This is a genomic window from Gordonia sp. LMA167 (assembly GCF_058130025.1).
Genome location: NZ_CM176708.1, coordinates 320,601 through 346,581 on the forward strand (window position 1 = coordinate 320,601; position 25,981 = coordinate 346,581).

The 25,981-nt window shown below is 63.0% G+C and carries 24 protein-coding genes; 11 read left to right on the forward strand and 13 right to left on the reverse strand.

Features of this window, described 5'->3' with window-relative positions; genetic code table 11:
* Positions 1-12 precede the first annotated feature (12 nt).
* From ACVT6V_RS01435 to ACVT6V_RS01445, 3 genes are all read right to left on the reverse strand, one after another.
* Complete coding sequence (locus tag ACVT6V_RS01435; RefSeq protein WP_489898042.1) at positions 13-1,272, reverse strand: hypothetical protein; 1,260 nt, start codon at positions 1,270-1,272, stop codon at positions 13-15.
* Between the two features lie 226 nt (positions 1,273-1,498).
* Positions 1,499-2,374, reverse strand: coding sequence for a bifunctional methylenetetrahydrofolate dehydrogenase/methenyltetrahydrofolate cyclohydrolase (locus tag ACVT6V_RS01440; protein ID WP_489898043.1), 876 nt, complete (start codon positions 2,372-2,374; stop codon positions 1,499-1,501).
* Between the two features lie 181 nt (positions 2,375-2,555).
* On the reverse strand, positions 2,556-3,464 hold the full coding sequence (locus tag ACVT6V_RS01445; protein WP_489898044.1) for a LysR substrate-binding domain-containing protein: 909 nt from the start codon (positions 3,462-3,464) through the stop codon (positions 2,556-2,558).
* A gap of 165 nt (positions 3,465-3,629) precedes the next feature.
* Between ACVT6V_RS01445 and ACVT6V_RS01450 the strand changes: the two genes are divergently transcribed.
* The 4 genes from ACVT6V_RS01450 to ACVT6V_RS01465 are packed head-to-tail and all read left to right on the forward strand — an operon-like array spanning position 3,630 to position 7,265.
* The gene (locus ACVT6V_RS01450; protein WP_489898045.1) at positions 3,630-4,880 is read left to right on the forward strand and encodes a cytochrome P450; all 1,251 of its coding nucleotides are present in this window, start codon (positions 3,630-3,632) and stop codon (positions 4,878-4,880) included.
* An 18-nt stretch (positions 4,881-4,898) separates the two neighbouring features.
* The gene (locus ACVT6V_RS01455) at positions 4,899-5,225 is read left to right on the forward strand and encodes a 2Fe-2S iron-sulfur cluster-binding protein (protein WP_489898046.1); all 327 of its coding nucleotides are present in this window, start codon (positions 4,899-4,901) and stop codon (positions 5,223-5,225) included.
* Position 5,226: 1 nt separating this feature from the next.
* Positions 5,227-6,456 carry an NAD(P)/FAD-dependent oxidoreductase gene (locus tag ACVT6V_RS01460; RefSeq protein WP_489898047.1) on the forward strand — a complete coding sequence of 410 codons (1,230 nt, stop codon included), beginning with the start codon at positions 5,227-5,229 and terminating at the stop codon, positions 6,454-6,456.
* Entirely contained in the window at positions 6,453-7,265 is an 813-nt protein-coding gene (locus ACVT6V_RS01465; protein WP_489898048.1) for an alpha/beta hydrolase fold domain-containing protein, read from the forward strand. Before ACVT6V_RS01460 ends, ACVT6V_RS01465 begins: the two co-directional genes overlap by 4 nt.
* Before the next feature lie 213 nt (positions 7,266-7,478).
* Here ACVT6V_RS01465 and ACVT6V_RS01470 read toward each other — a convergent pair whose 3' ends face one another.
* The 7 genes from ACVT6V_RS01470 to ACVT6V_RS01500 all read right to left on the reverse strand — a co-directional run bounded on the left by ACVT6V_RS01470 (position 7,479) and on the right by ACVT6V_RS01500 (position 15,336).
* Positions 7,479-8,324: a mycofactocin-coupled SDR family oxidoreductase gene (locus ACVT6V_RS01470; protein ID WP_489898049.1), complete on the reverse strand. Its 846-nt coding sequence runs from the start codon at positions 8,322-8,324 to the stop codon at positions 7,479-7,481.
* A 146-nt stretch (positions 8,325-8,470) separates the two neighbouring features.
* Positions 8,471-9,955: an aldehyde dehydrogenase family protein gene (locus tag ACVT6V_RS01475; RefSeq protein WP_489898050.1), complete on the reverse strand. Its 1,485-nt coding sequence runs from the start codon at positions 9,953-9,955 to the stop codon at positions 8,471-8,473.
* Between the two features lie 57 nt (positions 9,956-10,012).
* Positions 10,013-10,465 (reverse strand): Zn-ribbon domain-containing OB-fold protein, encoded by a 453-nt coding sequence (locus ACVT6V_RS01480; RefSeq protein WP_489898051.1) that lies wholly within the window; start codon positions 10,463-10,465, stop codon positions 10,013-10,015.
* The gene (locus ACVT6V_RS01485) at positions 10,458-11,666 is read right to left on the reverse strand and encodes a thiolase family protein (RefSeq protein WP_489898052.1); all 1,209 of its coding nucleotides are present in this window, start codon (positions 11,664-11,666) and stop codon (positions 10,458-10,460) included. The genes ACVT6V_RS01480 and ACVT6V_RS01485 overlap by 8 nt, the downstream gene beginning before the upstream one ends.
* 130 nt (positions 11,667-11,796) lie before the next feature.
* A complete protein-coding gene (locus ACVT6V_RS01490) occupies positions 11,797-12,432 on the reverse strand; it encodes a nitroreductase family protein (protein WP_489898053.1) in 636 nt (211 codons plus the stop codon).
* A gap of 1 nt (position 12,433) precedes the next feature.
* Complete coding sequence (locus ACVT6V_RS01495; RefSeq protein WP_489898054.1) at positions 12,434-13,615, reverse strand: acyl-CoA dehydrogenase family protein; 1,182 nt, start codon at positions 13,613-13,615, stop codon at positions 12,434-12,436.
* Between the two features lie 74 nt (positions 13,616-13,689).
* Positions 13,690-15,336 carry a flavin-containing monooxygenase gene (locus ACVT6V_RS01500; protein WP_489898055.1) on the reverse strand — a complete coding sequence of 549 codons (1,647 nt, stop codon included), beginning with the start codon at positions 15,334-15,336 and terminating at the stop codon, positions 13,690-13,692.
* Positions 15,337-15,572: 236 nt separating this feature from the next.
* On the opposite strand from ACVT6V_RS01500, the gene ACVT6V_RS01505 reads away from it, so the two are divergent.
* Positions 15,573-16,430 carry a phosphate acyltransferase gene (locus ACVT6V_RS01505; RefSeq protein ID WP_489898056.1) on the forward strand — a complete coding sequence of 286 codons (858 nt, stop codon included), beginning with the start codon at positions 15,573-15,575 and terminating at the stop codon, positions 16,428-16,430.
* A 2-nt stretch (positions 16,431-16,432) separates the two neighbouring features.
* Positions 16,433-18,289 (forward strand): AMP-binding protein, encoded by a 1,857-nt coding sequence (locus tag ACVT6V_RS01510; RefSeq protein ID WP_489898057.1) that lies wholly within the window; start codon positions 16,433-16,435, stop codon positions 18,287-18,289.
* Positions 18,290-18,394: 105 nt separating this feature from the next.
* On the opposite strand, the gene ACVT6V_RS01515 is transcribed toward ACVT6V_RS01510, so the two are convergent.
* The 3 genes from ACVT6V_RS01515 to ACVT6V_RS01525 form a co-directional block, all read right to left on the reverse strand.
* On the reverse strand, positions 18,395-19,042 hold the full coding sequence (locus ACVT6V_RS01515) for a PaaI family thioesterase (RefSeq protein WP_489898058.1): 648 nt from the start codon (positions 19,040-19,042) through the stop codon (positions 18,395-18,397).
* Positions 19,035-20,312 (reverse strand): phenylacetate--CoA ligase family protein, encoded by a 1,278-nt coding sequence (locus ACVT6V_RS01520; protein WP_489898059.1) that lies wholly within the window; start codon positions 20,310-20,312, stop codon positions 19,035-19,037. Before ACVT6V_RS01520 ends, ACVT6V_RS01515 begins: the two co-directional genes overlap by 8 nt.
* A 61-nt stretch (positions 20,313-20,373) precedes the next feature.
* Positions 20,374-21,336, reverse strand: a complete 963-nt coding sequence (locus ACVT6V_RS01525) for a cyclase family protein (RefSeq protein WP_489900675.1) — start codon at positions 21,334-21,336, stop codon at positions 20,374-20,376.
* A gap of 65 nt (positions 21,337-21,401) precedes the next feature.
* On the opposite strand from ACVT6V_RS01525, the gene ACVT6V_RS01530 reads away from it, so the two are divergent.
* From ACVT6V_RS01530 to ACVT6V_RS01550, 5 genes are all read left to right on the forward strand, one after another.
* On the forward strand, positions 21,402-22,085 hold the full coding sequence (locus ACVT6V_RS01530) for a TetR/AcrR family transcriptional regulator (protein WP_489898060.1): 684 nt from the start codon (positions 21,402-21,404) through the stop codon (positions 22,083-22,085).
* A 229-nt stretch (positions 22,086-22,314) separates the two neighbouring features.
* The gene (locus ACVT6V_RS01535; protein WP_489898061.1) at positions 22,315-23,277 is read left to right on the forward strand and encodes an acetyl-CoA hydrolase/transferase C-terminal domain-containing protein; all 963 of its coding nucleotides are present in this window, start codon (positions 22,315-22,317) and stop codon (positions 23,275-23,277) included.
* A gap of 68 nt (positions 23,278-23,345) precedes the next feature.
* Positions 23,346-23,741, forward strand: coding sequence for an AtuA-related protein (locus tag ACVT6V_RS01540; protein WP_489898062.1), 396 nt, complete (start codon positions 23,346-23,348; stop codon positions 23,739-23,741).
* 1 nt (position 23,742) lies between these two features.
* Positions 23,743-25,113: an acyclic terpene utilization AtuA family protein gene (locus ACVT6V_RS01545; RefSeq protein ID WP_489898063.1), complete on the forward strand. Its 1,371-nt coding sequence runs from the start codon at positions 23,743-23,745 to the stop codon at positions 25,111-25,113.
* Positions 25,106-25,897, forward strand: coding sequence for an enoyl-CoA hydratase/isomerase family protein (locus ACVT6V_RS01550; protein WP_489898064.1), 792 nt, complete (start codon positions 25,106-25,108; stop codon positions 25,895-25,897). The genes ACVT6V_RS01545 and ACVT6V_RS01550 overlap by 8 nt, the downstream gene beginning before the upstream one ends.
* The last annotated feature ends 84 nt before the right edge of the window (positions 25,898-25,981 follow it).

Genomic DNA, 25,981 nt, shown 5'->3' on the forward strand with positions numbered 1-25,981 from the left:
GCCCTGTGTACGTCAGGGCCGTGTGAGGTCAAGGCGTCGGTTGTCGGTCTTGTAAGGAGCGGGTGCGACGGTCGCCCGGATGCGTTTCTGCGGGCCGCCGGGGTTTCCCCAGTAGACGTCGACTTCGGTGCCCACCTCGCTGTCCGCGACATCGATGGTGGCCAGCGAGAGCATCTGCCGAAAGTAGTAGCTGTAGCCGCGTGACGTGGCGACACCGACCAGCCGGTTGCCGATCTGGACTTTGTCCGCCCACATGAAGCCGCGTTGATCGCGCGGCATCTCCATGAACGGGTAGTGCTCGCCCGGCCGGAAGAGCGATGCGAAGACGTCTTGGACGTCTTCGGCGTTCCACACCAGCGTGCGGATCACCCGACGCGGATTGGCCTTCTCCTCGACCAGAGCATCGCGGCCGAGAAAGTCGTGATCGGGATTCACGGTCCGGCCCCAACCGAGTTCGATTGGGCTGCGGTAATATTCGCCGATCTCCGCGCCGTCGTAGCTACCGGCGATATACGCGGGTTGCGCGAAAGAGGGCATCGACGCCGTGAAGAATTCGAGGTATCCGGCCATCTCGTCGTCGAAGATTGCTGGGATGTAGTCAGTGGCGATCGTCGGGTAGCACGCCTCGAGGTGGTTGATCATCGCCACTCGGCCGCCGAGCTTTCGGATGCCGAATTGCTGCCCGGCGTCAACAATCGCGTCGTAGATCTCGCCGGCGAATTCTTTCGGCCCCTGTAGTTCGAATCCGATCTCCCCCGCCATCCCTTGCCGAAGCGCCCAGATCTTGCGGCCGGCCACCGTTGTGGGTGTCAGATACATGTATCGGGTGTCGCGGAGATTGTCGGCGCCGACCTTTTCGAGGAGATCGATCGAGTTGGGCCCTGACACCTGGTAAATGAACCAGTCGTCCTGCTCGACGTCGGCTTTGTACTGACCTTCTTTGAGCTGATGGCTGACCCAGAAGCCGCCGCGGCCGTGCAGCATGAACTCGTCGTCGCCGAGCCGGGAGAGCACACCCTCGTGGATGACCTTGCCGTCGCGATTGGTGTGGATGAGGTGCTTGGACTGCCCGAGGGCGAATTTGGCGAAGCTGTTCACGGACGTGTCGGAGAACAGTTGAATCGCTTCGGGCCCAGTGAACCGATGTTGCCACAGAAATGACCAGTCGCCGATGTAGCACGTGTTCTTCCACGAGAGGCTCTCGTCCAGCCAATCGGTGTACTCGGGTTGCCCGAATCGGCTCCAGGCGTATACCTCTGGGGGCGTTCGCATTCCGTCAATTGTCAAGTTCATGATTGTCTTCGTCCTATCTGGTGTTGACGAATGGCGTCGAACGTCGTGCCGTACGCCTACCGATTTCTAGGCAATGTGTGTCACCTGTTGGCCCACACCCTGCTTATGTCTCCGATCACGCGGGCAAATGCCTCCACGTCGATGAGTCATTTGACTCGTACGCGCGCGTCCCCCTGATGCTCACGCTGCGAACATGCGGCCGCCGCTATAGCCCGTCTCGTTCAGCGGTCTCGACGACATTGACCATGAGCATGGCCCGGGTCATCGGGCCGACCCCGCCGGGCATCGGCGTGAGATAGCCTGCGACACCGCGGACATCAGCGGCTACGTCCCCGACGATCGCCCCGTCGACGCGGGTGATTCCGACATCGACGACCACAGCTCCCCGACGGATACTGCCGGCCCGGATCAAATTTGGGCTGCCCGCGGCCGCCACGATGATATCCGCCTTGCGTAGGTGCTTGTCGATGTCTCGGGTTCCTTTGTGGCACAATGTCACGGTCGCGTTGGACGATTCCCGGGCCAGCAGAAGCGCCAGCGGACGCCCCACTGTGAGACCGGCGCCCACCACGACCACCTCAGCCCCGGCGAGGGGGATGTCGTAGCGTCTGAGCAGCTCGATGATCCCCCGCGGCGTACATGGCAGTTGAGATGACTTGCCGCCGACGAGTCGGCCGAGATTGATCGGGTGCAGGCCATCAACGTCTTTCGCGGGGTCGACACGCTCGAGCACAGCGGCCTGATCGATCCCGGCGGGCAGGGGTAGTTGCACGATGTATCCGGAGCACCCCTGCTCGGAGTTGAGCTCGTCGACGGCAGCGACGACATCGGCTGTCGTCGCGGTCGACGGCAGCTCGATGCGGAAGGAACGCATGCCGATCTCGGCACAGTCGCGATGCTTTCCCGCCACGTACGCGTTGCTCGCAGGGTCATCTCCGACCAAGATCGTTCCGAGACCGACGCCAACGCCGCGAGCAGACAGTTGTGCCACACGGCTGGCGAGTTCACGCCGTATCTCCTTCGCGACTGCTCGGCCGTCGAGCATAACGGGCGTCTCAGCGCGCAGTGCAGGTGCGCTCATATGCGCGCCCCGCTCGAGTCCGTCGATCGCATTGTGGCCATCCCCGTCAGGGCGCCATCCGAGCAGTGCAATGAGTTGATTCCCATAGCTTTTCAATCTAGGCAACGAGTCATCGATACGGCAGGGCCGTCCGTCGCGAAAGCAGTATGCACCTGTGGCATCAAGCGTTGCGTCAATTGACCTAGTCAGTATCGGCCATACTCGCCACGAGTTGATCGAGAAAGGTCTGGGCTCGGGCACTCAGAGTCATGTCTGTGGGCCAGGTCGCGACGACGTTGGTACGCCCAGCGGACGGCCGCAGCGGCCGGGTGACGAAGCGGCGGCCTTCTGCCGTCGTGTCGGTTGCGTTCGGCCGTGCCATCAGAAACCCGTATCCGACCCCGCGACCGATCAGCGAGCGAGCGAGATCAACTGTGGGCACCGCGATTCGGACTCGCGGACGAACACCGTGCTCGGCGAAGATGCGGTGTGTGTTCGCTTCGCTGGGTGCGGTCTGCAGCAAGACGAGCGGCTCGTCGGCAAGCTCGGCAAGCTCGATATCGGCGCGGGACGCCAGTCGATGATCAGCCGGCAGCGCCGCCATGACCTCGGTTGGGTAGATGATCTGCCGATTGAGGTCCGCGGGCAGGAACATGTCGTAGAGGATTGCGAAATCCAATGAACCATTTGCCAATTCGGGAAGCAGGCGATCGTCACCGCCGACCGTGATGTCGATCTGCGCATCGGGATGGGCCCGGTCGAAGTAGGCAATCGCCGGCGGGAGCACCGTGTCCGCGAATCCCTCGTAACAGCCGATGCGGATGGGGCCGCTGATAGTGCCGGTGGTTGCCGCCAGATCGCCGACCAGCGAGGCCACTCCGTCGACAAGTTGACGAGCCTGCCGCGCGAAGTACTGACCGGCCGGGGTCATCCGCAGCCCCTTGGCCTTTCGTCGGACGCAGAGTTGTTCACCGACGATGCGTTCGACGTCAGTGACCGACTGCGAGAGCCAAGATTCTGAAATATGGAGTGCCGCCGACGCTTCGGACAAAGTGCGGTAGCGGGGCAGTGCCGAGATGAGCTCGAGTTGCCGGAGCGTCAATTGCGCCATCGAAACACCTATCCTCCGCAATTGCGAATTACTTTGCCGTCTTTAACCACGTTACAAGAAGTTCTCTATGACGTGGACTTGTCTCATCGGCAGATGTGAATCAGCACACCAGCGATATGGAGACCACCAATGACCAATCCCGCCGTCCAGAGCCCACGATGTCCAATGACCGGAGCCGCTCTCCTGGCGCCGGAAGTGGGCCGCGACCAGGTCGGCACGGGTGTCGGCCATGACGCGCTCGTCGCCGATTGGGTGCAACCCGCGGCGTTAGTGGCCGACCCGTATCCGACCTATGAGCGTCTTCGCCGCGAGTCACCGATTGCGTGGGTACCGGCGCTCAACCGGTACCTGGTGACCACCTATCGCGATTGCCACGCAATCGAATGCGATCAGCAGACCTACAGCGCGGATGTCGCCGGCCAGAGCGCGTCGATGAAGCGGGCCCTCGGCGGCCAGCCGATGGTACGCAAAGACGACCCCGAGCACGCCGCCGAACGTTCGACGATCAACCCGACTGTTCGCCCGAAGATGATCAAGGCCAGGTGGGCCGAGTTGTTCACCCGAAACGCCCACCGATACCTCGACCGGCTTGCCGAGATCGGTCCGGATGCGGCAGAACTAAATCGGGACTACGCCTCCCCTGTCGCGTCACAGAACCTGATCGACGTTCTCGGCCTGCCCGACGTCGATGTAGCGGACATGCGCCGCTGGTCGCACGCATTCGTCGCCGGCACCGGCAACGTACTCGACGACCCGGACATCTGGCTGCGATGCGAACGGGCGGGCAGTGAGGTTGATGCCCTGCTCAACTCCCTGTTGCCCCACTACCAACGGCACCCGGACGAATCGATGACCTCGGCGCTGGCCAACAGCGGATTGCCGCGAGAAGTGGTGGCGGCCAACATCAAACTGACCATCACCGGCGGGATGAACGAACCCCAGCACATGATCACCAACATGGTGTGGGCACTTTCGGAACACCCGGGACAGCGATCCGAGGTCCTCACCGAACCAACGATGTGGTCAGCGGTATTCGACGAGGCGGTTCGGATGCTCTCGCCGATCGGAATGTATCCGCGGCGGACCACGAAACCCGTCGTGCGCGGTGATGTGCGGCTTCCCGCGGAGGCCCAGATCGGCGTGGTCGTGGCCTCCGCGAACCGAGACGAAAAGCATTTCGCCAGTGACCCCTCGGTATTCGACATCCACCGACCCCGGCAACCGCATCTGGCGTTCGGCAGCGGGGTACATCTGTGTGCCGGTCACTGGGTGGCCCGGTCGTCGGTCGGCGACATCGCGGTCCCTCTGCTCTACGACCGGTTCCCCGGACTGCGTATCGACTCCCGCCGGGAAACCTCCTGGGAAGGTTGGGTTTTCCGCGGATTGACCAATCTCCCGGTTACCTGGGACAACTGAAAATCAAGGAGTGCAACCATGGCAAAGATCAGCTACTACCAGGCCGACGGGCGGGTGGACACCCTCGACGTTCACGACGGTTCCTCGGTGATTCGAGCCGCACTGACCGCTTCGGTGCCGGGCATCATCGGCGAGTGCGGTGGACAGGCGATGTGCGCCACCTGTCATGTGTACGTACGGGAAGACTTCCTCGACATGCTGCAGGCGGTCGGCGACGACGAGGACGAAATGCTCGACTGCACGGCCGCACCGCGCCATCCGCAGCGCTCGAGATTGAGCTGCCAGTTGACCGCTTCCCCGGCGCTCGACGGACTGCAAGTCGACCTTCCCGAAAGTCAGATCTGACGTGAGCGGCACTGTCATCATCGGTGCCGGGCACGCCGGCGTCGAACTCGCCGACGCGTTACGCCGAAAGGGCGACACGCAGCCGATCACCATGCTCGGCGCTGAATCCGCGCTGCCCTACCAACGCCCGCCGCTGTCCAAGGATTACCTGACACACGATCATCCGGCACCGCTGCCTTTGCGCGGCCCCGAGTTCTACGCACGGCATGACGTGCGGCTGCGACCGGGTGTGTCGGCAGCAGCGATCGACCCGACCGAGCATGAGGTCCTGTGTTCGAACGGAGATCGACTCGACTACGACAACTTGGTGCTGGCGACCGGGTCGGACAATAGGCGACTGACAATACCGGGCAGCAATGGAAGCGGCCTGTACTACCTGCGCACAATCGAAGACGCTGCCGCACTGCACCGGCGCCTCGCCGACGTGGGTACCGCCGTGATCATCGGTGCCGGATTCATCGGACTCGAATTCGCCGCTGCTGCAGCAAACCTCGGGATAGCGGTCACGGTGCTTGAATCCGGTCCACGTCCGCTGGGACGGGCACTGTCGGCGCAGATGACGGCTCATGTCCTCCGGTCACACCGCGACAACGGAATCCGGTTCGCCTTCCACACCAGCGTGGCTGCAATCGAGCGAAGCAACGGCGAGATGACCGCCGCCCTCGACGCGGACGGACGGCGCTTCGCCGCTGACATCGTCGTGGTCGGCATCGGCGCGCGGCCCCGCGTCGAACTCGCCGACGATGCCGGACTGGACACCGCTGACGGCATCATCGTCGACGAGTTCTTGCAGACCAGCGCTCCCGGAATCTGGGCGATCGGTGACTGCGTTCGCTTTCCGTGCCGGTATGCGGGGCAGATCGTGCGTCGAGAGTCGATACAGAACGCCGTCGACCAGGCCCGCACACTGGCCTCGACGTTGACGGGGTCGCCGACACCGTTCGTGGATCTGCCGTGGTTTTGGAGCCATCAGGGCCAGTGCAAGATTCAGATCGCCGGTGACGGCGGTGCCGTCGACGAGACGATCGTCGTCGGCGACGTCGATCGCGGCAAGTTCTCGGCGTTCGGTCTCCGCGACGGAGCGCTGACCGCGGTCGAGTCGATCAACCAGCCTTCGGTGCATCTGGCCGCGCGTAAGGCACTGAGCGCGGTTCCGCACATATCTCGAAACGACCTCGAGCACTGCGGGTTCGACCTCAAGGCGATTGTTCCGGCAAAGGTTGTGTCATGAGTGATGTGCGTGTGCGGTCCGATGTCACGGTTGCTGCGGTGGCCGGTGGTGAGATCACCGCTGATCTGTACCGTCCCGAAGTCGAGTTACCGCCGGTGGTGGTGTATCTGCATGGCGGTGGCTGGCAACTCGGGGACAAGACCGATGGCGCCGATGACCGGTTACGTCGGTTGGCCGCCCACGGCATCGCGGTGTTCTCGGTCAACTACCGCCTGGCCCCGCACGGCAGGTTCCCGCACCCGATCCATGACGTAAAGGCCGCGGTGCGCTGGCTGCGGACCCACGGGGAGGCCCTGCAGCTGTCGACCGAGCGGATCGGGGTGTGGGGTGCCGCGGCCGGCGCCTACCTGGCCGCCATGACCGGGCTCAGTGTGGGCGACCCCGACCTGGAGGGCGAGGTCGGTGAGCACCTCGAGCACTCCAGCCGGGTCGATGCCGTCGTGGCGTGGTTCGGGCCCTCGGATCTGGCCGCCAACACCGGCCGCACCCCGGTCGAGTCGAGGCTGTTGCCGCCGCCGTTCGAGATCGCGCTGATCGGTGACGCCGAGACCACCGCTCCCACCGAGCTGTCGTGGCGGGCGAGCCCGCTCTCGCGGGTGGCCGCCGATGCCCCGCCGTTTCTGATCGCGCACGGCGACCGTGGCCGCATCACCCCGATCAGCCAGAGCCAACACCTACACGACGCGTTGACCGGTGTGGGCGCGGACTCCACGATGCTCGTCCTCGGCGGCGCCGGCCACGAAGGACCCGAGTTCGACGCACCCGCCCACATCGCCATCACCGCAGCATTCCTCGCCACACACCTGTAGGAATTCCAGCAGTCGGGCACGCGCTCGGTTCAGAGCCGGCCGAGGGGACTGAGCATTCGCCGGCGGTGGAGGACGCCCTGCCTCTCACATGGACGGCGCGACTCCCTGCGAGACACTGCGTCTGCCAGGCAGTCGATGGGCGTGACCAGCCCAGAATGAATGCCGTCTCGGGTCACTTCCGAGACGGCATTCCTCGCGAGGAGCGCTGGCGTGCTACTCCGATGCGCCGATCTTCTGCAGGAATCCAGCGTCCACCGGAAGTGAGATACCCGTGACGTACCGCGCTTCATCCGAAGCCAGCCAGAGCACCGCATTGGAGATGTCAAGGGGTTCCACCCAAGGCACCGGGAGTACGTTCAGCGACCTGAACGCGGAGGCGAACTCTTCTCGGGACGGATTCTCCTTCTCGGGGAAGAAGAGATTGTAGACACCTTGGTGATGGATCATGTTGGTGTTCACAGCGGTCGGCTGGATGTTGTTCACCCGGATGTTGTGGCGACCCAGCTCATTGCACAACGTGCGACACAGGCCGACCACCGCGTGCTTGGCGGCCACGTAGTGCGCGAGGTTCTCGAAACCGGACACGCCGCCATTCGAGCTCGTGAGGATGATCGAGCCGCCGTTACCAGCTTCGAGCATGGCCGGGACTGCCGCCTTGACCGTTTGCCACACGCCGGTGAGGTTCACGCCGATCATGTCGTCCCACTGTTCCTGGGTCAGTTCCCAGGTCTTGTTCACGCTCCAGATGCCGGCATTGGCGACGACGATGTCGAGACGTCCGAACTCGGAGATCGCTTGAGCAACTGCGCCTTGGAGCGCAGCTCCATCCCTTACGTCCGCCTCCACCGCGATGACTCGACGGTCCAGTGCCTCGATCTCCTTGGCGGTCTGCTGCAGGTCGCCGGAAGTCGACAAGGTATATGGCACAGTGTCGATCTGTTTGCACACATCGATCGCAATGATGTCGGCCCCTTCTTCAGCGAGCCTGAGCGCATGCGACTTGCCCTGACTTCGCGCCGCACCGGTGACCAGGGCGACCTTGCCCTCAACTCTTCCCATTATTCCTCCTATGTTGTTGACTCACTTAGAATCTGGTCCGCTCGGCAGAGGCTGAGCAATGGTTGGACCATCATCTCGCGGGCATGGCGATGGTTAGGCCCGCTGGTCCGGGTTGCTCGCGACCTGTTGGGGTCGACCCCGTTAACTCAGGCGCTCAGGAAACTCCCGCCGGTCGGCAAGAGCATCTGCTTGAGGTCGGTGAACTCGAGGATCCCATCGGGACCGCACTCTCGTCCCCAACCCGACTGCTTGACACCGCCGAACGCGTGGTTGAGTGACATGCCGGCCTGATTGATCGCAACGGTTCCCGACCGAATTCGGCGAGCGATATCTGCGGCTTCATCGACGTCGCTCGCATACACCGACGCAGCGAGGCCGTAGATGGTGTCGTTGGCGATACGAACCGCGTCGTCGATGTCGTCATACGGGATCAGTGTGGTCACCGGACCGAACACTTCTTCCTGAGCAATGCGCATACGATTGTCGACATCGGTGAAAAGTGTTGGTTCGTAATAGAAACCCCGGGAGAGGTGGTCGGGGCGCTTTCCTCCGTATGCAAGCGTTGCACCCTCGCCGAGCGCAATGGCCACGTACTCCTCGGTCCTCGAGCGCGCACGTTCCACCGACAGTGGTCCGAGGTCGGTGTCCGGCGAGAACGGGTCACCGAGACTGCGGCTGGAAAGAAAGTCGACGAATGCATCTCGAACCTCGGTGTATCGAGAGCGCGGCGCGAGGATACGCGAGAGCAGGACACAGACCTGACCGGTACCGGCTGTCGCGCCGTCGCCCAACGTCGCCATCACCGCGTCGAGGTCGGCATCCTCGGTGATGATTGCCGGTGATTTCCCACCGAGTTCGAGAGTTGTCCGTGCAAGTCGGTCGGCCGTTCTCTTGACGACGTCTCGTGCGATGAGTTGACTGCCGGTCACCGTGACCAAGTCGATCCCGGGATGGCCGACCAAGTATTGGGTCACCTCGGTGTCCGCAGGCAGGAAACTGATCACACCCGGCGGCAGGTCCGCCTCACGCGCGGCGTCGGCGATCAAGTGCGCGCTGAGTTGAGACTCAGGCGCATGCTTGACGATCACCGGACATCCCGCCAGAAGCGCGGGCACAACCTTCATACCAACGAGGGACACCGGCCCGTTGTAGGTGAACACCGCTAGGACGGTTCCGACCGGCTCCCGCCGAAGCGTCACACCGCCGTCGGAGGACTCCCACGCTGTTGTTCGTGCGGCGTCGAGAGATGCATTCCAGGCTGCAGGTGCTGCACCGCCACCGAGAACCTGCGAATATGCAAGCGTGACTCCCGATTCCAGCACAACCGCCGGAACGATCTGGTCCAGCCGGCTCTCGATGGCCTTACAGAATCGGTCTACGGCGTCTATGCGCTCGTCGGGACGCATCCTCGGCCAGGGCCCATGGTCAAAGGCGCTGCGCGCGGCCGCAACTGCGGCGTCGGCGTGCACGATCGTCGGTCGAGCCACATGGGTCAGGACCTGCTCGGTCGCCGGATCCAGGACGGGCACCGTGTCGCCGCCTCCCGAGCGCCACTCACCGGCGATGAGAACGCCGTCTGGACTCGGGATGTCGATGGTCAGTTCATGCGTGAATGTCTCGGTTGTCGTCATCAGCAATCTCTTCCTGTTGTCGGTTGGTCGCGCAGGCGTGCGGACCATTTCCGTCCGTCAGCCGCGGACCCAGCCTGATTCGAAGTCCTCGGCCGTGCCACCCGTCTTCTCCTGCGCTGCATCGGCGAACATGAGAATTGGAGTACCGTCGCCGAGTCGGTCGGCGATCAGTTCCACGCGCGCACCGATCCTCGGGTCGTCTGCGGGTTCCTTGGCCAAAGCGATCACCCGCGCGTTGTCCGCCTGCGGGAGCTCGACCACCCCCAACACGTAAGGTGGTTCCAGACCCTCTCTACGGACCGTTGGACGGACAACCCTGGTCCAGGAATATAGAGTTCCGTGGCGCTCAACGGGCATCCATTCCCATCGCTGCGACATACATTCGGGGCAGGCGACAAGTGGGTACCATTGCCGGCGATGGCACTTGCCACATCGCGTGAGGGCGAGTGTTCCGCCCGCCAGTGCCGAGCGCCAGCCACCATACAATCCGCCGCCGATATCGTCAGTCATCCGTCCTCCCTAGAAGCAAGCCCGTGTACTGACGCCCTGGCCCCGCACCGACGAAGGCTGTCGCAACATCTCCGGCCGAGTTCCCAAGGGCCTGGCCACGGAGTTGGCGGATCGCCTCTGCTGCGTGTCCGGCACCGAGCGTGTAACCGTGCCCGAGTAGCCCTCCGTGTGTATTGGTCGGAATGCGACCACCGATCTCGAGATCGCCCGCCACGGCAGACTCCACGGTCGTCCCAGGCTTCGTGATTCCCAGCGCCTCGAGCTGGAGAACGGTTGCGATACTGAAGCAGTCGTAGAGTTCGAAGATGTCGGCGTCACCCACATCCATCGACTGTTCTTTGATCCGTCGTGCAACCTCGGTGGCGGAGGCGAGTCCGGGTAGATCGCGATCCTGAGTGTAGAAGGCCTGATCCGGGATCGGCTGCGCGGTGTGCGCCCACGCATTGAGGGTGACAGTTCGCCGCTCGGGTGGTACCGAGCCTGCGGCAGATACGACGATGGCGACCGCGCCGTCAGAGAGCAACGAGATGTCCGCCCGCCGCAATGGTTGTGCAAAGTACTCGTCTCGGCGATATGCATCCTCGGTGAGAGGTGATCTCTTCTGCGCCTTTGCGTGGCGGGCCGCGTTCCGCCGAGTCGAGCACGCCACTGCGCAGAGCAGTCGTTCGAGTTCGTCGCGATCGAGCCCGAATTCGAACGCGTACCGGTGCGCAAGCGAGGCAAAGTACAGAGGCGGACCGCTGAATCCGATCGGATACTCCACCTCGCGCTTGGCGTCCATAGCCGAGTGGAGGCCTGCCGGACCGGAGCCATGGCTGCCCCAGTCGACCCCGAAGTAGGTCAAGACGTGGTTTGCCAGCCCGGCTGCGACGACAGCGTGAGCCTGTGCGATCGCGAGCAGGATGCCAGCCCCGACCGGACTCGACAGCCCCTGGTAACTCAGCCCTTTCAAACCGAGCACGGGGGCGAGATGATCGACGGAAAGCACTTGCGGCGTTAGGCTTGATTCCGTGATCACACCGTCGATATCCTGCGGTTCGATCCCGGCATCACGTACAGCTTCGTCAATCGCGGTCAAAATCAATTGCGGCGCAGACAATCCAGAACGGCGCTGCGGGTGGAACTCGCCAAGGCCTGCGATGACCGCGTTCATGATACGGGCGTTCCGGTAAAGAATACCGGGCACCTCGATGCTGCCCATTCCATTCCTGCCGATCGAGCAGATGAGCTCAGATCGCGTTGCGACTCTGCAAGTTTCACGTACTCTGCCGTTTCTGTTCTGCTTCTGGACCGCTTCTATGATGCAATGCGCGTCACACCGGTGTCAACACTTAAGTTGATGAATCCCACCGGTCGATATGGATCAACTCATCGATCGGGGCTCTGCGCGCTCGACTGAATTTGGTTCCGCGTGTGTACGCCACCGGGATCAACGCGGCCTGCGTATAGCGCTCGTAGGGAATCCCGAGGATCTCAGCAGCGCGACGTTCGTCTTGAAGGTGCATCGTGGTCCATGCGGTCCCGATACCGCGTTCGCGCGCCGCGAGCATGAAACTCCATACTGCCGGCGCGATCCCGCCCCAGAATGCCGCTTGATCGTGGGCGCTGGTCAACCGTTCTGCGCGCCCCCTCACAACCGGCACCACATAGCACGGCACCTCTTCGAACCATGCGGCCAGATAGGCAACGGACTTGTAGATCGGATCGGTTTCCAGACCAGCTCGCTGGCGGGCCTGGACATAGGTACGAAACCCCTGCCGATAGACTTCGGCCAGTTCTTCCTTTTGCTTTCGATCCGTGACGACGATGAAACTCCATTGCTGGCGATTGCTCCCGCTCGGCGCCTGTATCGCGATTTCGAGACATTCTCTGACAACGGACATCTCGACTCTGCGACGGAGATTCAACCGGCGGCGTACAGCGCGGGTGGTGGTCAGCAGCTCGTCCGCACCGAGCCCGAGCTTCATCTCAATAGCTCCTCGGCAGTTCGAGGGCCTTCTCTGCGACAAAGTTGAGGATCATCTGATTGTTCACCGGCGCGATGCGCTGCAGACGAGACTCTGTCCAGTGGCGACCGATGTGGTATTCGCGGGCGAACGAATAGCCGCCGAAGGTTTGCATCGCCGCATCATTGGCTGCGAAACTGGCCTCGGTCGACAGATACTTGGCAGCATTGGCAAGCAGGCCTACAGCGGCCGCGCCATCACGCTCGTATGCCTCGACAGCGTTGTAGACGACCTGGCCGGCAGCGAGCAGTTGGAGATAGCCGGCGGCCAGCGGATGTTGGACAGCTTGGTTCATCCCGATCGGGCGACTGAACACCTCACGTTCGCACGCGTATTGCGCCGCGTTCCGGATGGCCCATCGCCCGATCCCCAACGCTTCGGCCGACAGGTAGAGGCGTTCACCATTCAGACTGTGAAGGAGATGGTAGAAGCCTCGATCGACCTCGCCTATGACGTCCGAATCGGGGATGAAGTGCCCGTTGATGAACACCTCAGCGGATGCGACGGCATTGCGGCCGATCTTCGGGATCGCTCGGATCTCGATGTTCTCGGACCGCAAATCGGTGAGGAACAGCGTCAGACCGTTGCCCTTCTTACCCCCGGACCCCGGCGCCGATGTTCGCGCAAGCAGCAATATCTTGTCGCCGCGCAGTGCTCCCGAATTCCACACCTTGGTGCCCGTGACGATGTAGCCGCCGTCGGTCTTGTCTGCGCGTGTGGAGATCTGGGTGGTGTCTGTTCCTGCATCGGGTTCGGTCACGCCGAATGTCACGAAGAGTTCGCCGTTTGCGACCTGGGGAAGAAATTCGTTCTTTTGCTCCTCGGTGCCATAGGCCAGGAGGGTCGGTATACACAGCAGTGGGATATGTACGGACGAGCATGCATTGAGCGCGCCTCCGGCCGCAGCCGTCTCCTCGAGGATGCAGACCATGTCGAGCATCGATCCGCCCCCGCCACCGTACTCGGCGGGTATCGTCGCGCCGAGGAACCCGGCATCGGCGTAGGCGCGGTAGAACTCCTCCGGAAATTCCTTGTCACGATCGTGAGAGTCCCAGTAATCAAGATCGAACTTCGCATTGATGTTCGCGACCGTCTGCCGAAGTTCAGTGTTGATTGCTTGATGAGGGAACGGCGCAAGTCCCATGATGGTGCCTCCTTGGCTGTTGTGCTGCGACTCGAGACTCCCGACGGGCAGCCTCGAGGGCGAGTTGTCGCGGGTCAGCCGACGCGGGCTGGTGCCTTCTCCAGGACGAAACTCGGGTAGTTGTGGGCAGCCTCGTCCGCGAGCATGCGGCGATAACGGACTGCGCCTCCCGTATAGATGAGCTGCCGAGGCTTGAACTCGCGGTCGATGTTCGTGTTGTATCCGGTGAACCACGACTTGGTCTTGCTGAACAGCACCTTGCTGTTGATGTCGTAGACATGCTCCAACCAGGCCTGTTCAGCCTCTGGCCTGACCGTGACCTTCGTGATGTCGTTGGCGCGCAGATGTTCCACGAACGTCGTCATCCAGTTGACGATGTCCTCGATCCCACGCGGGAAATTGGCGGCAACCGAACCCGACTGGGGGCCTATCAACGTCAGCATGTTCGGAAACCCGTCGACCTGGACACCGAAGCAGGTGACCGGGCCGTCATCCCACTTGTCACGCAGCCTCACCCCTCCCGAGCCGACGATGTCGATCCGGTCGAACGGTCCGGTCACCGCGTCGAATCCCGTGGCGTAGACGATGATGTCGAACTCGCGATGCTGATCTGTGGTGCGAATGCCTGTCGAGGTGATCTCTTCGATCGGCGTTTCGTTGAGGTCGACGAGGGTCACGTTCGACTGGTTGTAGACCTCGTAGTATCCGGTTTCGAGCGCAACCCGTTTGGTGCCGAAGCCGTGATCCTTCGGAATGAGCTTCTCGGCGACGGCCGGATCGTGCACGCGCTTACGGATCTTGTCCGCGATGAAGTCGGAGAGCTCGGCGTTGGCGGCCTCCTGCATCAGGGTGTCCCGATAATTGCCCAGCCAGATCCCGAAACCCGGTTCGTTGTACAGCTTGTCCCAGTGCGCGAGCCGCTCTTCCTTCGAAACATCGGTAGTCAGCAGACGATCAGGACGATGGATGAAGCCGTTGGGAGACGCGAAGCATTGCGCAAAGATCTCGTCGTACCTCGTTTTGATGTCGGCCATCTCGTCTGGCGTGATCTTGCTGTTGTGAAGCGGAGCTGCCCAGTTGGGTGTTCGCTGGAACACCGTCAGCGACCCGACCACGGGGCCGATCGCCGAGATCACCTGCACCCCTGTGGACCCACTGCCGACGACTGCCACTCGCTTGCCCCGTACATCCACGCCCTCCGCCGGCCAGTCGAAGGTGTGGAACGACTGGCCTCGGAACACGTCGACCCCGGGGTAACGCGGCTTGGTCGGAGCCGACAGCAGCCCCATTGCCGTCATGAGGAATCGGCTGGTGAACTCGCGACCGTCCTCTGACATCACTCGCCAGAAGTCGCCCGCGTCGTCGTAATGCGCCGCGACCACACGCGTGTCGAACACGATGTTCTCCCGCAGGTCGAAGCTGTCGGCGACGTGCTGAAGGTACTTCAGTGTCTCGGGCTGAGGCGCGAAACGCTCAGACCAATCCCACTCGTCGAGTAGTTCCTTGGAGAACGAATAAGCATACGTATAGCTCTCCGAATCGAATCGGCATCCGGGATAGCGGTTGCGGAACCACGTACCTCCGACGTCGGAGTTGGCGTCGAGCACGAGTACACGCGCGCCCAACTCCCGCAGGCGGTGTAGCTGATACATGCCACACACACCCGCTCCGATGATCAGGAACTCGTAATCTGGTCGGCCGGCCCCGGGGGTTGCGGTCACTGACTCTGTGTAGGTCATAGTCGTCAGCATAAGTGTTTACGGCGACTTGTCAACACTAATGTTGACGCATACCCAGTTCGTCAACGCATATGTTGACACTTTGTTGTGGGCCATCTACCGTCACTGGTGTGGAGGCGATCACATGTGCCCGTCGCAACAAGCTCAGCGCAGGAGACTTCTGAATGCTGGCCGACTACCAGAGCTATCTCGACCTCGTGTCCAATTCGGCTCCGCAGGTGCCCGTCGTCGTCGAGCCGTATAGCCTCGACGCGATAGCCTCGCTGGGAGACGCTTACATCGACTCGCGACCTGCGATCCTGACAGGCGACAAGTTGCGTATCGAGGCGCTTCTCGATCGACATTGCCTGTCCGACAGATTGATTCGCATCGTTGACTGCGCCTCGCGCGCCGACTCTGTTCGAGCCGCGGCGTCACTCGTCCGAACCGGCGAAGCAGATTATGTCGTCAAAGGCTCTCTGCCGACGTCGGATCTGCTGAAGGGGTTGTTGGGGCGTGACCAACTGGGCATGGGCCGGGTGGCCAGCCACCTCTACCTGATCGATACCCCCACCTTTCCCGGCCGCGCGATCGCCTTCGCCGACGCCGGTGTGAACATCGCCCCGACTCTCGAGGCAAAGGCGGACATTCTCCGCAGCAGCATCGAAGCACTCACCTTGCTGGGTGTACGGCGGCCCTTGGTTGCCGCGTTGAGTGCCGTCGAGGTGGTCAAAACATCCATCGGGAGCACCATCGATGCAGCGGTGTTGTCGTCGATGTCGGCCCGTGGGCAGTTCGGCGCCGCCGTCGTCGACGGCCCCCTTTCGCTGGACGCGGCGTTGTCGAAGCAAGCCGCCGCGAGTAAGTCACTGACCGGCGAGGTGCCCGGCCACGCCGACTTACTGCTCGCGCCTGAGATCACCGCTGCAAACATGACCAGCAAGGCACTCATCGGCGCCTGCGGCAGAGCGATGGGTGTCGTGCTCGGCTGCTCCGCGCCGATCGCCCTTCCAAGTCGCGGCGATTCGCGTGAGACTCGAGTCCATAGCCTGCTACTCGCCTCCTATCTGGCGCAGCACAACAAACAAGGAGAATGACGATGCCAACCGCGGCCACGTCCCCCGTCGACGTCCCCAGGTTCGACGACCAGGACGACTCGCACTTGGGAACACTGCCCCAGTTCCTCAGACGAAATGCAGTACGATTCCCGGACACGATCGCCTACCGCGAGCGGACCGAGAGTGGCTGGGACGAAACACCATGGTCGAAGGTCTTCGACGACGTTCGAGACCTGGCTGCGGGCATCCTGGATCTCGTCGGCGATCCGGGTGCCGTGGGCCAGATGCCGGTCGGTTATGTGATCGGGGCGAACTCGCCCGAGTTCTTCATGTGCGAGTACGCAGTGCAATCGATTGGCGCCACAGCATTTCCGCTCTTCGAACGAATGACCGCACCGGAGATGCGTGCCACGCTCTCCACATACAACGCGGTCATCGCGTTCTCCGGATCTCGCGATGCGACCGACCGGCTGATCGATGCCGCGGATGATCTTCGACTATCGACAATTGTGCAGTGGGGCAATGAACAACGCCCCGATGACGATCGAGTTCTGTCCGTCGACAATCTCCGCGAGCGCGGTCGCTCCCTCCTCACTGGACAGCCCCACGCGGTGGACGCACTCATCGATCAAGGGGAGATCGACGACATCGGATGCGTTCTGTTGACCTCGGGCACGACCGGCACTTCGAAAGGTGTTCTGGGCTCATATCGCTACTTGCTGGATATCGCAGGCCGCTACCGCTTCGTCTATCGTGCCGAGCGCGGTGACTGCTACCTCAGCTACCTACCGGCCCCGTTCACACCCGAACAGTACTGCGGGATGACGATGGCGGCAGCGCTGCCATTACAGGTCGCCTTCCCGGCATCAGCCGCGTCGATCGAAGAGGACTTCGTGGAGTCCGGGGCCACCATGCGCTACCTCGGCCCTCGCCAATGGGAAGAACTGCGGGCCACGCTTTCCTCCGAGCTACTCGACGATCCCAGACGAATCACGGCCGAGAAGGAGTCTATTCGCCGGCAACTCGGCCTCGAGCACATGAAGGCCGGAGTGACTGCCGGCGGTTCGATGAGCAGCGATGTCGTCGAGTTCTTCCGCTCGATCGATCTGCCGATCAGCAATGTGTACGGGTTCGCCGAAGTCGGGATCATCACCGCCGCCGGCCCCGAACATCCCTCGGACAGTGTTGGTTTCCCGCTTCCTTCCGCCTACGGCGACCCGATCGAACTACGGATCTCTCCCGCAGGTGAGCTCCAGCTGCGCGGCGGCGTCAGGTGTTCCGGCTACTGGGGCGGCAAACATACACTCAAGATCACTGACGACATGTGGCTACGGAGTGGCGACGCCGGCGAGCTCGTGGCGGGCGCCTTACGCATTCTCGAACGCCTCGAGAACATCCAGACCCTTCCCGACGGTACAGTCTTCGCACCACAGACGGCCGAGGTCCGGGTCACCGAGAGCCCGTACATCGCTAATGTGCTGCTCATCGGGGGACACGAAGCCGACTCGCGGATCGCTGCCCTCGTACAGCTCAACGAGGCCGCCGTCCGTCGGGACCTCGGACTCTGCGAGGACGCGAGCTACCGCGACATCGTCCTCGACGCACGGACCCTGCGTATGTTGCGTCGGGAACTCGCCGTGGCCAATGATTCGCTGCCGGAATCACAGCGCATCAGAATCGTCGGTTTGATGCCCAAACCCTTGACGTCTGACGATGGCGAACTGACCCGAAGCATGAAACTGCGGCGGACCGAGGTGTTGCGGCGGTACGACGCCATGGTCGAGCGGCTGTACGGCCTTCGCGACACCGGCGAGGAGATCATCACGTTCGAGGCCATCGTCGGCCGGGAAACCGATGCTGCGCCGGCGAGATTCACCACGCAGGTATCGCTTCTCTAGAGGGCGGATCCACGATCGGCGGCGTGCTGTTTTGCACCCCGCCGATCGTTGGTCGAGGCAGGCAAGGCTGAAGCGCACGCACCGCGATCAACGGCCCAGCGATTCTCAGGACGCCCCGTCACGAAGGACGACGAAGAGCCCCGTCGCCTCGGCGACGACCTCGCCCTGAGCGGTTGTCAATGCACCGGAGAGAAATCTCTTTCGTCCGACCTCGCGATCGACGGTGGCCCGCACCGCATAGCAAACTTCCGGCAGCGTCACCTGACGATAGTCGACCCTCAGATATGCAATCCGACAACGATCAACGCGGTTCGTGTTCGACAATCGTCCGAAGATCTCGTCAAACAGCAACGGCAGCACTCCTCCGTGAACTGCGCCATTCCCTCCGACGTGGCGAGTTCCGAACACGACGTCGCCGACGATTTCATGAGTCACCCAACGCAAATACTTCACCGGGGCCAGCAGGGCGTGTCCCCGCCCGGGCAAATCGTATCGAAATCCACTGAACCCCTGACCCGGCCCCACGTACTCGCCCATCAGCGCTTCGCGGGCTCTGTCGACCAGGCGCCCAGCAACCTGAGCACTCGATGCGGACGGCGCACTACCGGCGACCACGTCCATCAGCGAGGCCACTGCCGTAACCAGTTCGGCAAAATGCTCTCCGCCACCGCGGAATCCGATGTCCTTGGCCCAAGGGTCGAAGCGAATGGTGTTCGGATCGTCATCGAGGCCGGGGATCGGACGGTCAGACAATGCGAGTGTCCAGAAGAACGCGGTCCTCCGCAATCTTGTCGACGAACTCCGCTTCGCACTGCACCCGCAACGCCTGAGACACCTCGTCGAGCACCGCCTCCCATCCTGCCGGGCGCGAGCCCTCGACACGAAGTGTCAGTCGGTCGCGACCATCGTGACGCCAGACGACGAGCTGGTGGCGTGCCGAGATGCCATGGCGGAACAGAACGGACTTCACGCTCCCTGGCACGACAAACATGCCTTTGACCTTTGTGATGTCTCCGACTCGTCCGACTATCCGGCCGATGCGCGGCGTCTCGAGACCACACTCGCACATCCCGGTCGACACCCTGTCGATCAGGTCCCCGGTTCGGAGACGAATGATGGGCATTGCCCGACGGGCAGGATCGGTGACAACCATCTCGGCCGGCGTGCCCGCGGAAATCTCCTCTGCCATGGCACCGGTGGCCGGGTTCACGAACTCGACGAGAATGTCATCCCGGATGTGCATGCCGGTTCCGGCGCCACACTCCACCGCGACCGGTCCGATATCAGCGGTGCCATAGTATTCCCTGATCGTGACCCCGTATTGGGCGCGAAGGCGGTCCTTCTCCCGCGGATCATGGAGTTCACCCATGACCACCGCTCGTTTCACCGGTAGCGTGCGCCCCTGCTCGGCCGCCGTGTCCAACAAGTGAACCAAGAAGGTCGGAAAGGCCAGAACCGCCGTGACACCCAAACCTTCGATCACGTCGAGATGGCGTTGCGTGTCCCCGCTGCCACCGGGCACAACAGTTGCACCCAGCCACTCGATGCCCTTGCCCACCATCGTCGCTGCAACTACCCAGTTGTACAACGTGGTTTGATCGACGACGTCAGACCGCGTGATCCCAGCGCTCGCGAATGTCGACCCGTATCGGGCGGCGATCGCGTCGATATCGGCAGACGTGAATGGCATGTAGATAGGACCGGGCGCCACGAAGACCCAGGCGACCTCGTCTTTTTGAACGCCGAGTCGATCACCGTACGGTTGGTCGACGCCGACGCCGGCGATCAATTGCTCCTTGGTGACCAGTGGCAGGGTCGACCACGACGAAACGCTGATGGAGCCCACCCCCGCTTCCTTGAACTCGCGGGCGTATGCCGGGACGGTAGAGGCAAACGTTGCCGCAGCCACGCAGCGCTGCAGCACCTCAGACCCCAATGGCGCACCTGTCGTCATCACAACTCGTTCCCTTCGCGGTTCAACAACACTCAACCCAGCGTGGCACCCCCCGCCGGAGCTTGTCAACAGTTATGTTGAAAAGCTTCCGACCAGCACACTGACTCTCGATACGGGCACATCTGCGTTGTCACACAACTATCGTCGGCGCGACCGGACTCGCGGTGCCGCCCACGATTTTCAGGGGCGACACGATGAGCATCGCCGCCATCGCCGGGGCTTTCAAAACCGACAGATCGAGGAGCTCCAGAAAGAAGATGCCGCGATTACGCAGCAACTCAATGTGAAGCGGGACGGCGCATCCGGGGTCGGCGGCGGGTGACTTCTCGACCGCGATGTTGTCGGCCCCGACCATGCAGAACCCGCTCTCGGCGATCCAGTCGATCGCGTCGGTGTCCAAACCTCCCCAGCCGAGGTGGTCCTGCTCTCGTGCCAACCAGGCATCAAGCCAACCCGTCCGCACGAACAGCGCATCTCCGGACGCCGGCTTCAGTTCAGCCTCATTCAGACGGCGTCGGAGCAGATCGACCGACACGGGCTCACCCACGTCCAGCCAGCGCCGACCGTCGGGTACACCGTCGACCATCAATACGCGCGTCACCACGGGCCCCGCCTCGTCGATCCCGAGGCGCTTGGCGCCGGCGCTCGAAACGAGGTCGGCGGAGAGCCCGCCGTACATGGTGCCCTCACTCCAGACGTGGCACAGCGCATCGATGTGGGTCGTGCCGTGAGTACCGAGCACCAGGACGTCGTCGCTGAACGAGAAACCGAATCGCTCGTCGCCGATCGCCGCGTCACCACCATCGCGCGTCATGAATCGCTGCGGCTCCGCTCGGCGAGGGCCCACCGGCCCTTCTCCGCTCTTGATCCTCAACCCGAGGCTGCGGACCTCATTTCGTACAACGCACGCCATCGCACGCTGAATGGCCGAGGCGTCGGCGAGCGCAAGCGCCCCGCGTCCCGAAACCTCGTGGTCGCTCGATCCCACTTCCCTACCCCTCTCGTCGGCATCGCGGCCGGCCCATACCGGCGTCGATCGATCCATTTCAACATATGTGTTGATAGATTGGAAGCGGGTCAGTGCTGTCAACATCACCGTAGATGTGTACGGTGCACGTCAGTACCAGCGCACGAACACGTCTACCAAAGAGGTGCTCCATGACCAGTGACATCGGTCGACGTCGCAAGGAGGCGGCGCGCGATTCCAGTGCGACCTACCGAGATCGACGCAGAGCGTTGATGGAGGCGGCGGCAGAGACATTTCGCGAGCAGGGCTTCGACGGCGCGAACCTGATCGACATCGCCAAGCGAGCCGGAGTGGATCGCGCGAGCGTGTACTACTACGTCGAGTCCAAAGAGGACCTGTATCGCGCCGTCGTGGAAGAAGTCGTCGTTCGCAACGTCGAGGAGGTCGAACAGGTTCAGGCCGGCAAAGGAACCGGGGCGGAGAAGCTCACCCAGGCAGTGACGTTGCTGATGCAGAGCTACGACGCCAACTACCCGTACCTCTTCATCTACCTGGCCGAGGACTTCGGGCGCAGGGGACCCAGTCGCCGCCAGGGACGGCCGTCGAAGAAGTCGGAGGCGATGACCAACTGGCGGGCGGAATTGGCAGATTTCGGTGATAGATACCACCGCGCAGTGCAGAAGATCGTCGCCGAGGGATTCCGCGACGGCTCGCTGAGGTCAGAACTGTCCCCGGGACTCGTTGCTCATGGCGTGATCGGAATGGTGAGTTGGAGTCACCGCTGGTACAAACCAACAGGCCGTGACAGCGTGGAGGCCATTGCCGCAGGCTTTGTCGGGATGATCCTGAATGGTCTACAACCATCCGATCACTGACGCGAGTAGATATTAACGCTACTGTTGACGGGTGCGACGCCCCAATTCCTGTACTGCCCGACGCGTCCTCTGCGGCGAGGGCCCTGTCGAACCGACGGTCGCGATAAGTCACTATCTCGCCGCTCATCCGCCGACCCCGGATAGTCCCATCGAACTGATATTCGGAGTACGGCGAACAAAGCCGCCACTGGCGAATCCGCTGCCCTCGCACCTGACTGTGACCTCCCTGATGGCCGGACGAGGGATGCGCGACATCCCCAATCACCACTGGCCTATTCCCTACTCGCAGATCTGCGACGAAATCAGCTCCGGCACTTTACGGCCCGATGTCGTGATCGCATCGAGCACTTCCATGCTGCCCAACGGCAGCCGCTCCCTCGCCGGGGTCAACGGCTACATGCAAATCGCCGTCGACGCCGCGTCCACCGTCGTACTGGAGGAGTATCCGAGCCTTCCGCACATCGCGGGCTCGGCCACTACCAATCGCTGGGACGCGGTGATCCCGGGCCCGAGTATGTCTGAATCACTCGCGGTTTCACTCGCCGCGGAACCCGGGGAGCAGGACTTCGCGATTGCTCGACACATCGCCGACCTGGTACCCGCCGAGGCGGCCGTCGCATTGGGAGTGGGTCGAGTTGCCGAAGCCCTGACCCGCCTACTCTGCCAGCGCAAGAACCTCACGATCCTGACGGGCGCGATCACTTCGGCCACCCGTGCCATCATCGACAGCGGCGCCCTGCTGCCCACCTCCACCGCCAACGCCATGTCGGTCATCGGCGATCTCGACTTGCTGGACTGGGCGGCATCGGGACCTGTCTCACTCCTACCGTCGACGCTTATCCACAACGCGTCCTGGCTCGCCCGGAACCCGCGATTCACCGCCGTTCTGGGCGCCCTCCAGATCGACCCCGCAGGCAACGTGAACGCGCATCGCGCGCATGGAATCGACATATCCGGCCTCGGCGGCGCACCGGATCTCGCCGAGGGGGCTCACCGTAGCCCGGGAGGCTTGACGATCGTCGCCCTCCCCAGCCGCTCACGCGACGGCGCCTCGGCGCTCGTCGACAGCGTAGAGGCCGTCTCGATACCGGGCGCTTTCGTGGACGCAGTCGTCACCGAACAGGGCGCGGTCACGCTTGCCGGCGCCGACGCCGCGGAGCGGCGCTGCCTCCTGGCCACGATATTCGGATGACATCATGCCTCGAGTTTTCATCAACATATTTGTTGACAGGACCGGGTCGAACACTCTAGCGTCGAGGCATGACGACGATCCAGGATGCCGAGACCGTAACGGCCACACCTCTCTATCGCCTCGCGCAAGCGCGATCAGGCGACAAGGGAGACACTGCGGATATCAGTGTTTTTCTTCCAACACACGAACTCTGGGAGTATCTCGACTCTCAGCTCTCGGCCGAGAGTGTCGCCGATTTCCTCGCGCCGCTCGTGCGCGGCGAGGTGATCCGTTACGAGTTGCCCCTGCTCCACGCGTACAAGTTCGTCTGCCAGGACGCGCTCGGCGGTGGCGGCTCGAGCAGCCTTCGCGGTGACAACCTCGGCAAGGCGATCGCGTCTGCGCTCCTGCGCATGACCGTCTCGGCCCCCGCCCCGCTGGTCGCGCAGAGCCCGCTGCTCGACGGCCCGACGAAGGAAGCATGACATGAGCGACAGCATCCGATTGGCGTCCGGACAAGCCTTCTATGGCGACACCCCCCGGCCGGCCCACCGCACCCTCGAGACGACGAACGTCGACTACATGGCCTTCGACGCACTCGCCGAATTGACCTTGGCCATCCTGGCGAAGGATCGGGCCCGCAATCCCGAGTCAGGCTTTGCCCGTGACCTTCCCGGCATGTTCGCATCGCTGCTGCCCTTGGCGCGCCGATCGGGCGCGACTCTGCTCACCAACGGCGGAGGCCTCAATCCGCTGGGTGCCGCGAAGGCGGTGGTGCACTCGTGCGCACAGGCAGGTGTCCCCGACGTCAGCGTGAGTGCCATCACCGGCGATGACGTTCTCGATCGCCTGGACGAGTGGCGGGCAGAGGGCCTCGATCTCAGTGACCGCGACACCGGTCAGAGCTACGACGAGATGCCCACGAAGCCACTGTTCGCGAACGCCTACCTCGGTGCGACCGCGATCGCCGAGGCACTGGCCGACAATCCGGACTTCGTCGTGACCGGCCGGGTTACCGACACCTCTCTGTACCTCGCCCCCCTGATCGCGCGCGGCCTGGTGGACCCGGACGTACCGGACTCCGTCGCCCGCGGAATTGTCGTCGGCCACCTGTTGGAATGCTCTGGGCAGGCCAGCGGCGGGAACTTCAGCGGCGACTGGTGGAACGTGGGTCGGCTCGAGGACATCGGCTATCCACTGGCCGACGTGACGAGGGACCAGATCGTGATCGGTAAGCCCGACGGGACCGGTGGTCGCGTGAGTCGGGATACCTTGAAGGAACAGCTCTATTACGAAATCCACAACCCGGCGGAGTACCTCACCCCCGACGTCACCGCCGATTTCTCCGCCGTGGACCTGACCGACCTCGGGCCCGACCGAGTCGAGGTGACCGGAGTCAAAGGGCGCCCCGCGCCGTCTACGCTGAAACTCATTGCGGGACTGCCTGATGGCTATCTCGGGTCCGTGTCTCTGCCGTTCGCGTTCCCGTACGCACTCGAAAAGGCCGAACGCGCCGGACAGATACTGTTGAAGCAACTCGAGATCGAGCAGATCCCGGTCCTGGAGAGCCACATCGAATACATCGGTGTGAACTCACTGCACGGTGGCGTGTCCCACGTCCCCGCGGCCGAAGATGTGAACGAAGTGGTCCTGCGGGTAGCCATCCGAACCGAGACTCGAGAAGCGGCGCAGGCGTTCACCAAGCTCCTACCGCCTCTGGCGATCAACTCCTACCCGTTCGTCGGCGGGCTGCGGGGCGGTTCGTATGTGAGTCAGGTCCTTCGCGAATGGTCGGTCCTCGTCCCCCGCGAACTCGTGGAACCCAACGTGCGGATCACCAAGGTCAGCAATGGCTGATTCACTGGTCGTACGTCGCACCGAAGGAACGGTTCTCCATCTGCTGCTGAACGATGCCGAACGCCGCAACCCATTGAGCGACTCCATGATCGAGGCACTCAATGCCGCACTTACGTCGGCCGAGGCGCAATCCGCGTCGGTGGTCGTGATCCGCGGTGCCGGAGGCTTTTTCAGCGCAGGTGGCGACATCAAGGGATTTCAGGCGTCGTTGACCACCGATGCGTCCGAACAGTTCGCGGCAACCGACGAGTTTCGACGACTCTTCCTGGCGTTGGACGCACTCGAGGCGATCACGGTTTCCGTCGTCGAAGGCCAGGCCCTCGGCGGTGGATGTGGCCTGGCCGCGGCCACCGACATCGTGCTGGCCAACGAAGATGCACGATTCGGGTGTCCGGAGATCAATCTGGGCGCCTTTCCGATGGTCATCACGCCCCCGCTGGTTCGCGCGATCGGTGCACGAGCTACGATTGCGCTGTCCGCGAGAGGGCGCCGAATCGACGCGCACAAAGCGCATGCCATCGGGCTGGTCAGCGAGGTCTTCCCGGCCGAGGATTTCGAGGATCGCGTCACGTCATACATCGGCGATCTCGCCGCCGCCCCCGGACACGCACTTCGCCTGGGCAAGCTCTCGGTCCGCGCCGCCGAGACGGCCGACTACCGAACCGCGCTTGAATCCGGTTCGCTGCTAAGGTCTTTGCTGTTCTCCGCACCGGCATTCCATGCGGGCGTGAACGCGTTCGTCGAGCGAACCTCGGTTGGGGAGCCGGCAGGTCGGCACCACTGAACGCGACCTGCCCGCGCGACGAATCGAGCATATCGCAGACGACACCGTCCGGAGACCCGCTGGCCACGCCGACGGAGTCAGCCG

Bases quoted from the DNA above. Each gene is read 5' to 3' on its own strand.
- ACVT6V_RS01490 (WP_489898053.1), bottom strand. From the start codon at position 12,432: ATGAAGCTCGGGCTCGGTGCGGACGAGCTGCTGACCACCACCCGCGCT.
- ACVT6V_RS01480 (WP_489898051.1), bottom strand. From the start codon at position 10,465: ATGACTGACGATATCGGCGGCGGATTGTATGGTGGCTGGCGCTCGGCA.
- ACVT6V_RS01485 (WP_489898052.1), bottom strand. From the start codon at position 11,666: ATGGGCAGCATCGAGGTGCCCGGTATTCTTTACCGGAACGCCCGTATC.
- ACVT6V_RS01470 (WP_489898049.1), bottom strand. From the start codon at position 8,324: ATGGGAAGAGTTGAGGGCAAGGTCGCCCTGGTCACCGGTGCGGCGCGA.
- ACVT6V_RS01535 (WP_489898061.1), top strand. From the start codon at position 22,315: ATGGCCGGACGAGGGATGCGCGACATCCCCAATCACCACTGGCCTATT.
- ACVT6V_RS01440 (WP_489898043.1), bottom strand. From the start codon at position 2,374: ATGAGCGCACCTGCACTGCGCGCTGAGACGCCCGTTATGCTCGACGGC.
- ACVT6V_RS01465 (WP_489898048.1), top strand. From the start codon at position 6,453: ATGAGTGATGTGCGTGTGCGGTCCGATGTCACGGTTGCTGCGGTGGCC.
- ACVT6V_RS01475 (WP_489898050.1), bottom strand. From the start codon at position 9,955: ATGACGACAACCGAGACATTCACGCATGAACTGACCATCGACATCCCG.
- ACVT6V_RS01530 (WP_489898060.1), top strand. From the start codon at position 21,402: ATGACCAGTGACATCGGTCGACGTCGCAAGGAGGCGGCGCGCGATTCC.
- ACVT6V_RS01495 (WP_489898054.1), bottom strand. From the start codon at position 13,615: ATGGGACTTGCGCCGTTCCCTCATCAAGCAATCAACACTGAACTTCGG.
- ACVT6V_RS01510 (WP_489898057.1), top strand. From the start codon at position 16,433: ATGCCAACCGCGGCCACGTCCCCCGTCGACGTCCCCAGGTTCGACGAC.
- ACVT6V_RS01450 (WP_489898045.1), top strand. From the start codon at position 3,630: ATGACCGGAGCCGCTCTCCTGGCGCCGGAAGTGGGCCGCGACCAGGTC.
- ACVT6V_RS01525 (WP_489900675.1), bottom strand. From the start codon at position 21,336: ATGTTGACAGCACTGACCCGCTTCCAATCTATCAACACATATGTTGAA.
- ACVT6V_RS01545 (WP_489898063.1), top strand. From the start codon at position 23,743: ATGAGCGACAGCATCCGATTGGCGTCCGGACAAGCCTTCTATGGCGAC.
- ACVT6V_RS01445 (WP_489898044.1), bottom strand. From the start codon at position 3,464: ATGGCGCAATTGACGCTCCGGCAACTCGAGCTCATCTCGGCACTGCCC.
- ACVT6V_RS01435 (WP_489898042.1), bottom strand. From the start codon at position 1,272: ATGCGAACGCCCCCAGAGGTATACGCCTGGAGCCGATTCGGGCAACCC.
- ACVT6V_RS01540 (WP_489898062.1), top strand. From the start codon at position 23,346: ATGACGACGATCCAGGATGCCGAGACCGTAACGGCCACACCTCTCTAT.
- ACVT6V_RS01550 (WP_489898064.1), top strand. From the start codon at position 25,106: ATGGCTGATTCACTGGTCGTACGTCGCACCGAAGGAACGGTTCTCCAT.
- ACVT6V_RS01455 (WP_489898046.1), top strand. From the start codon at position 4,899: ATGGCAAAGATCAGCTACTACCAGGCCGACGGGCGGGTGGACACCCTC.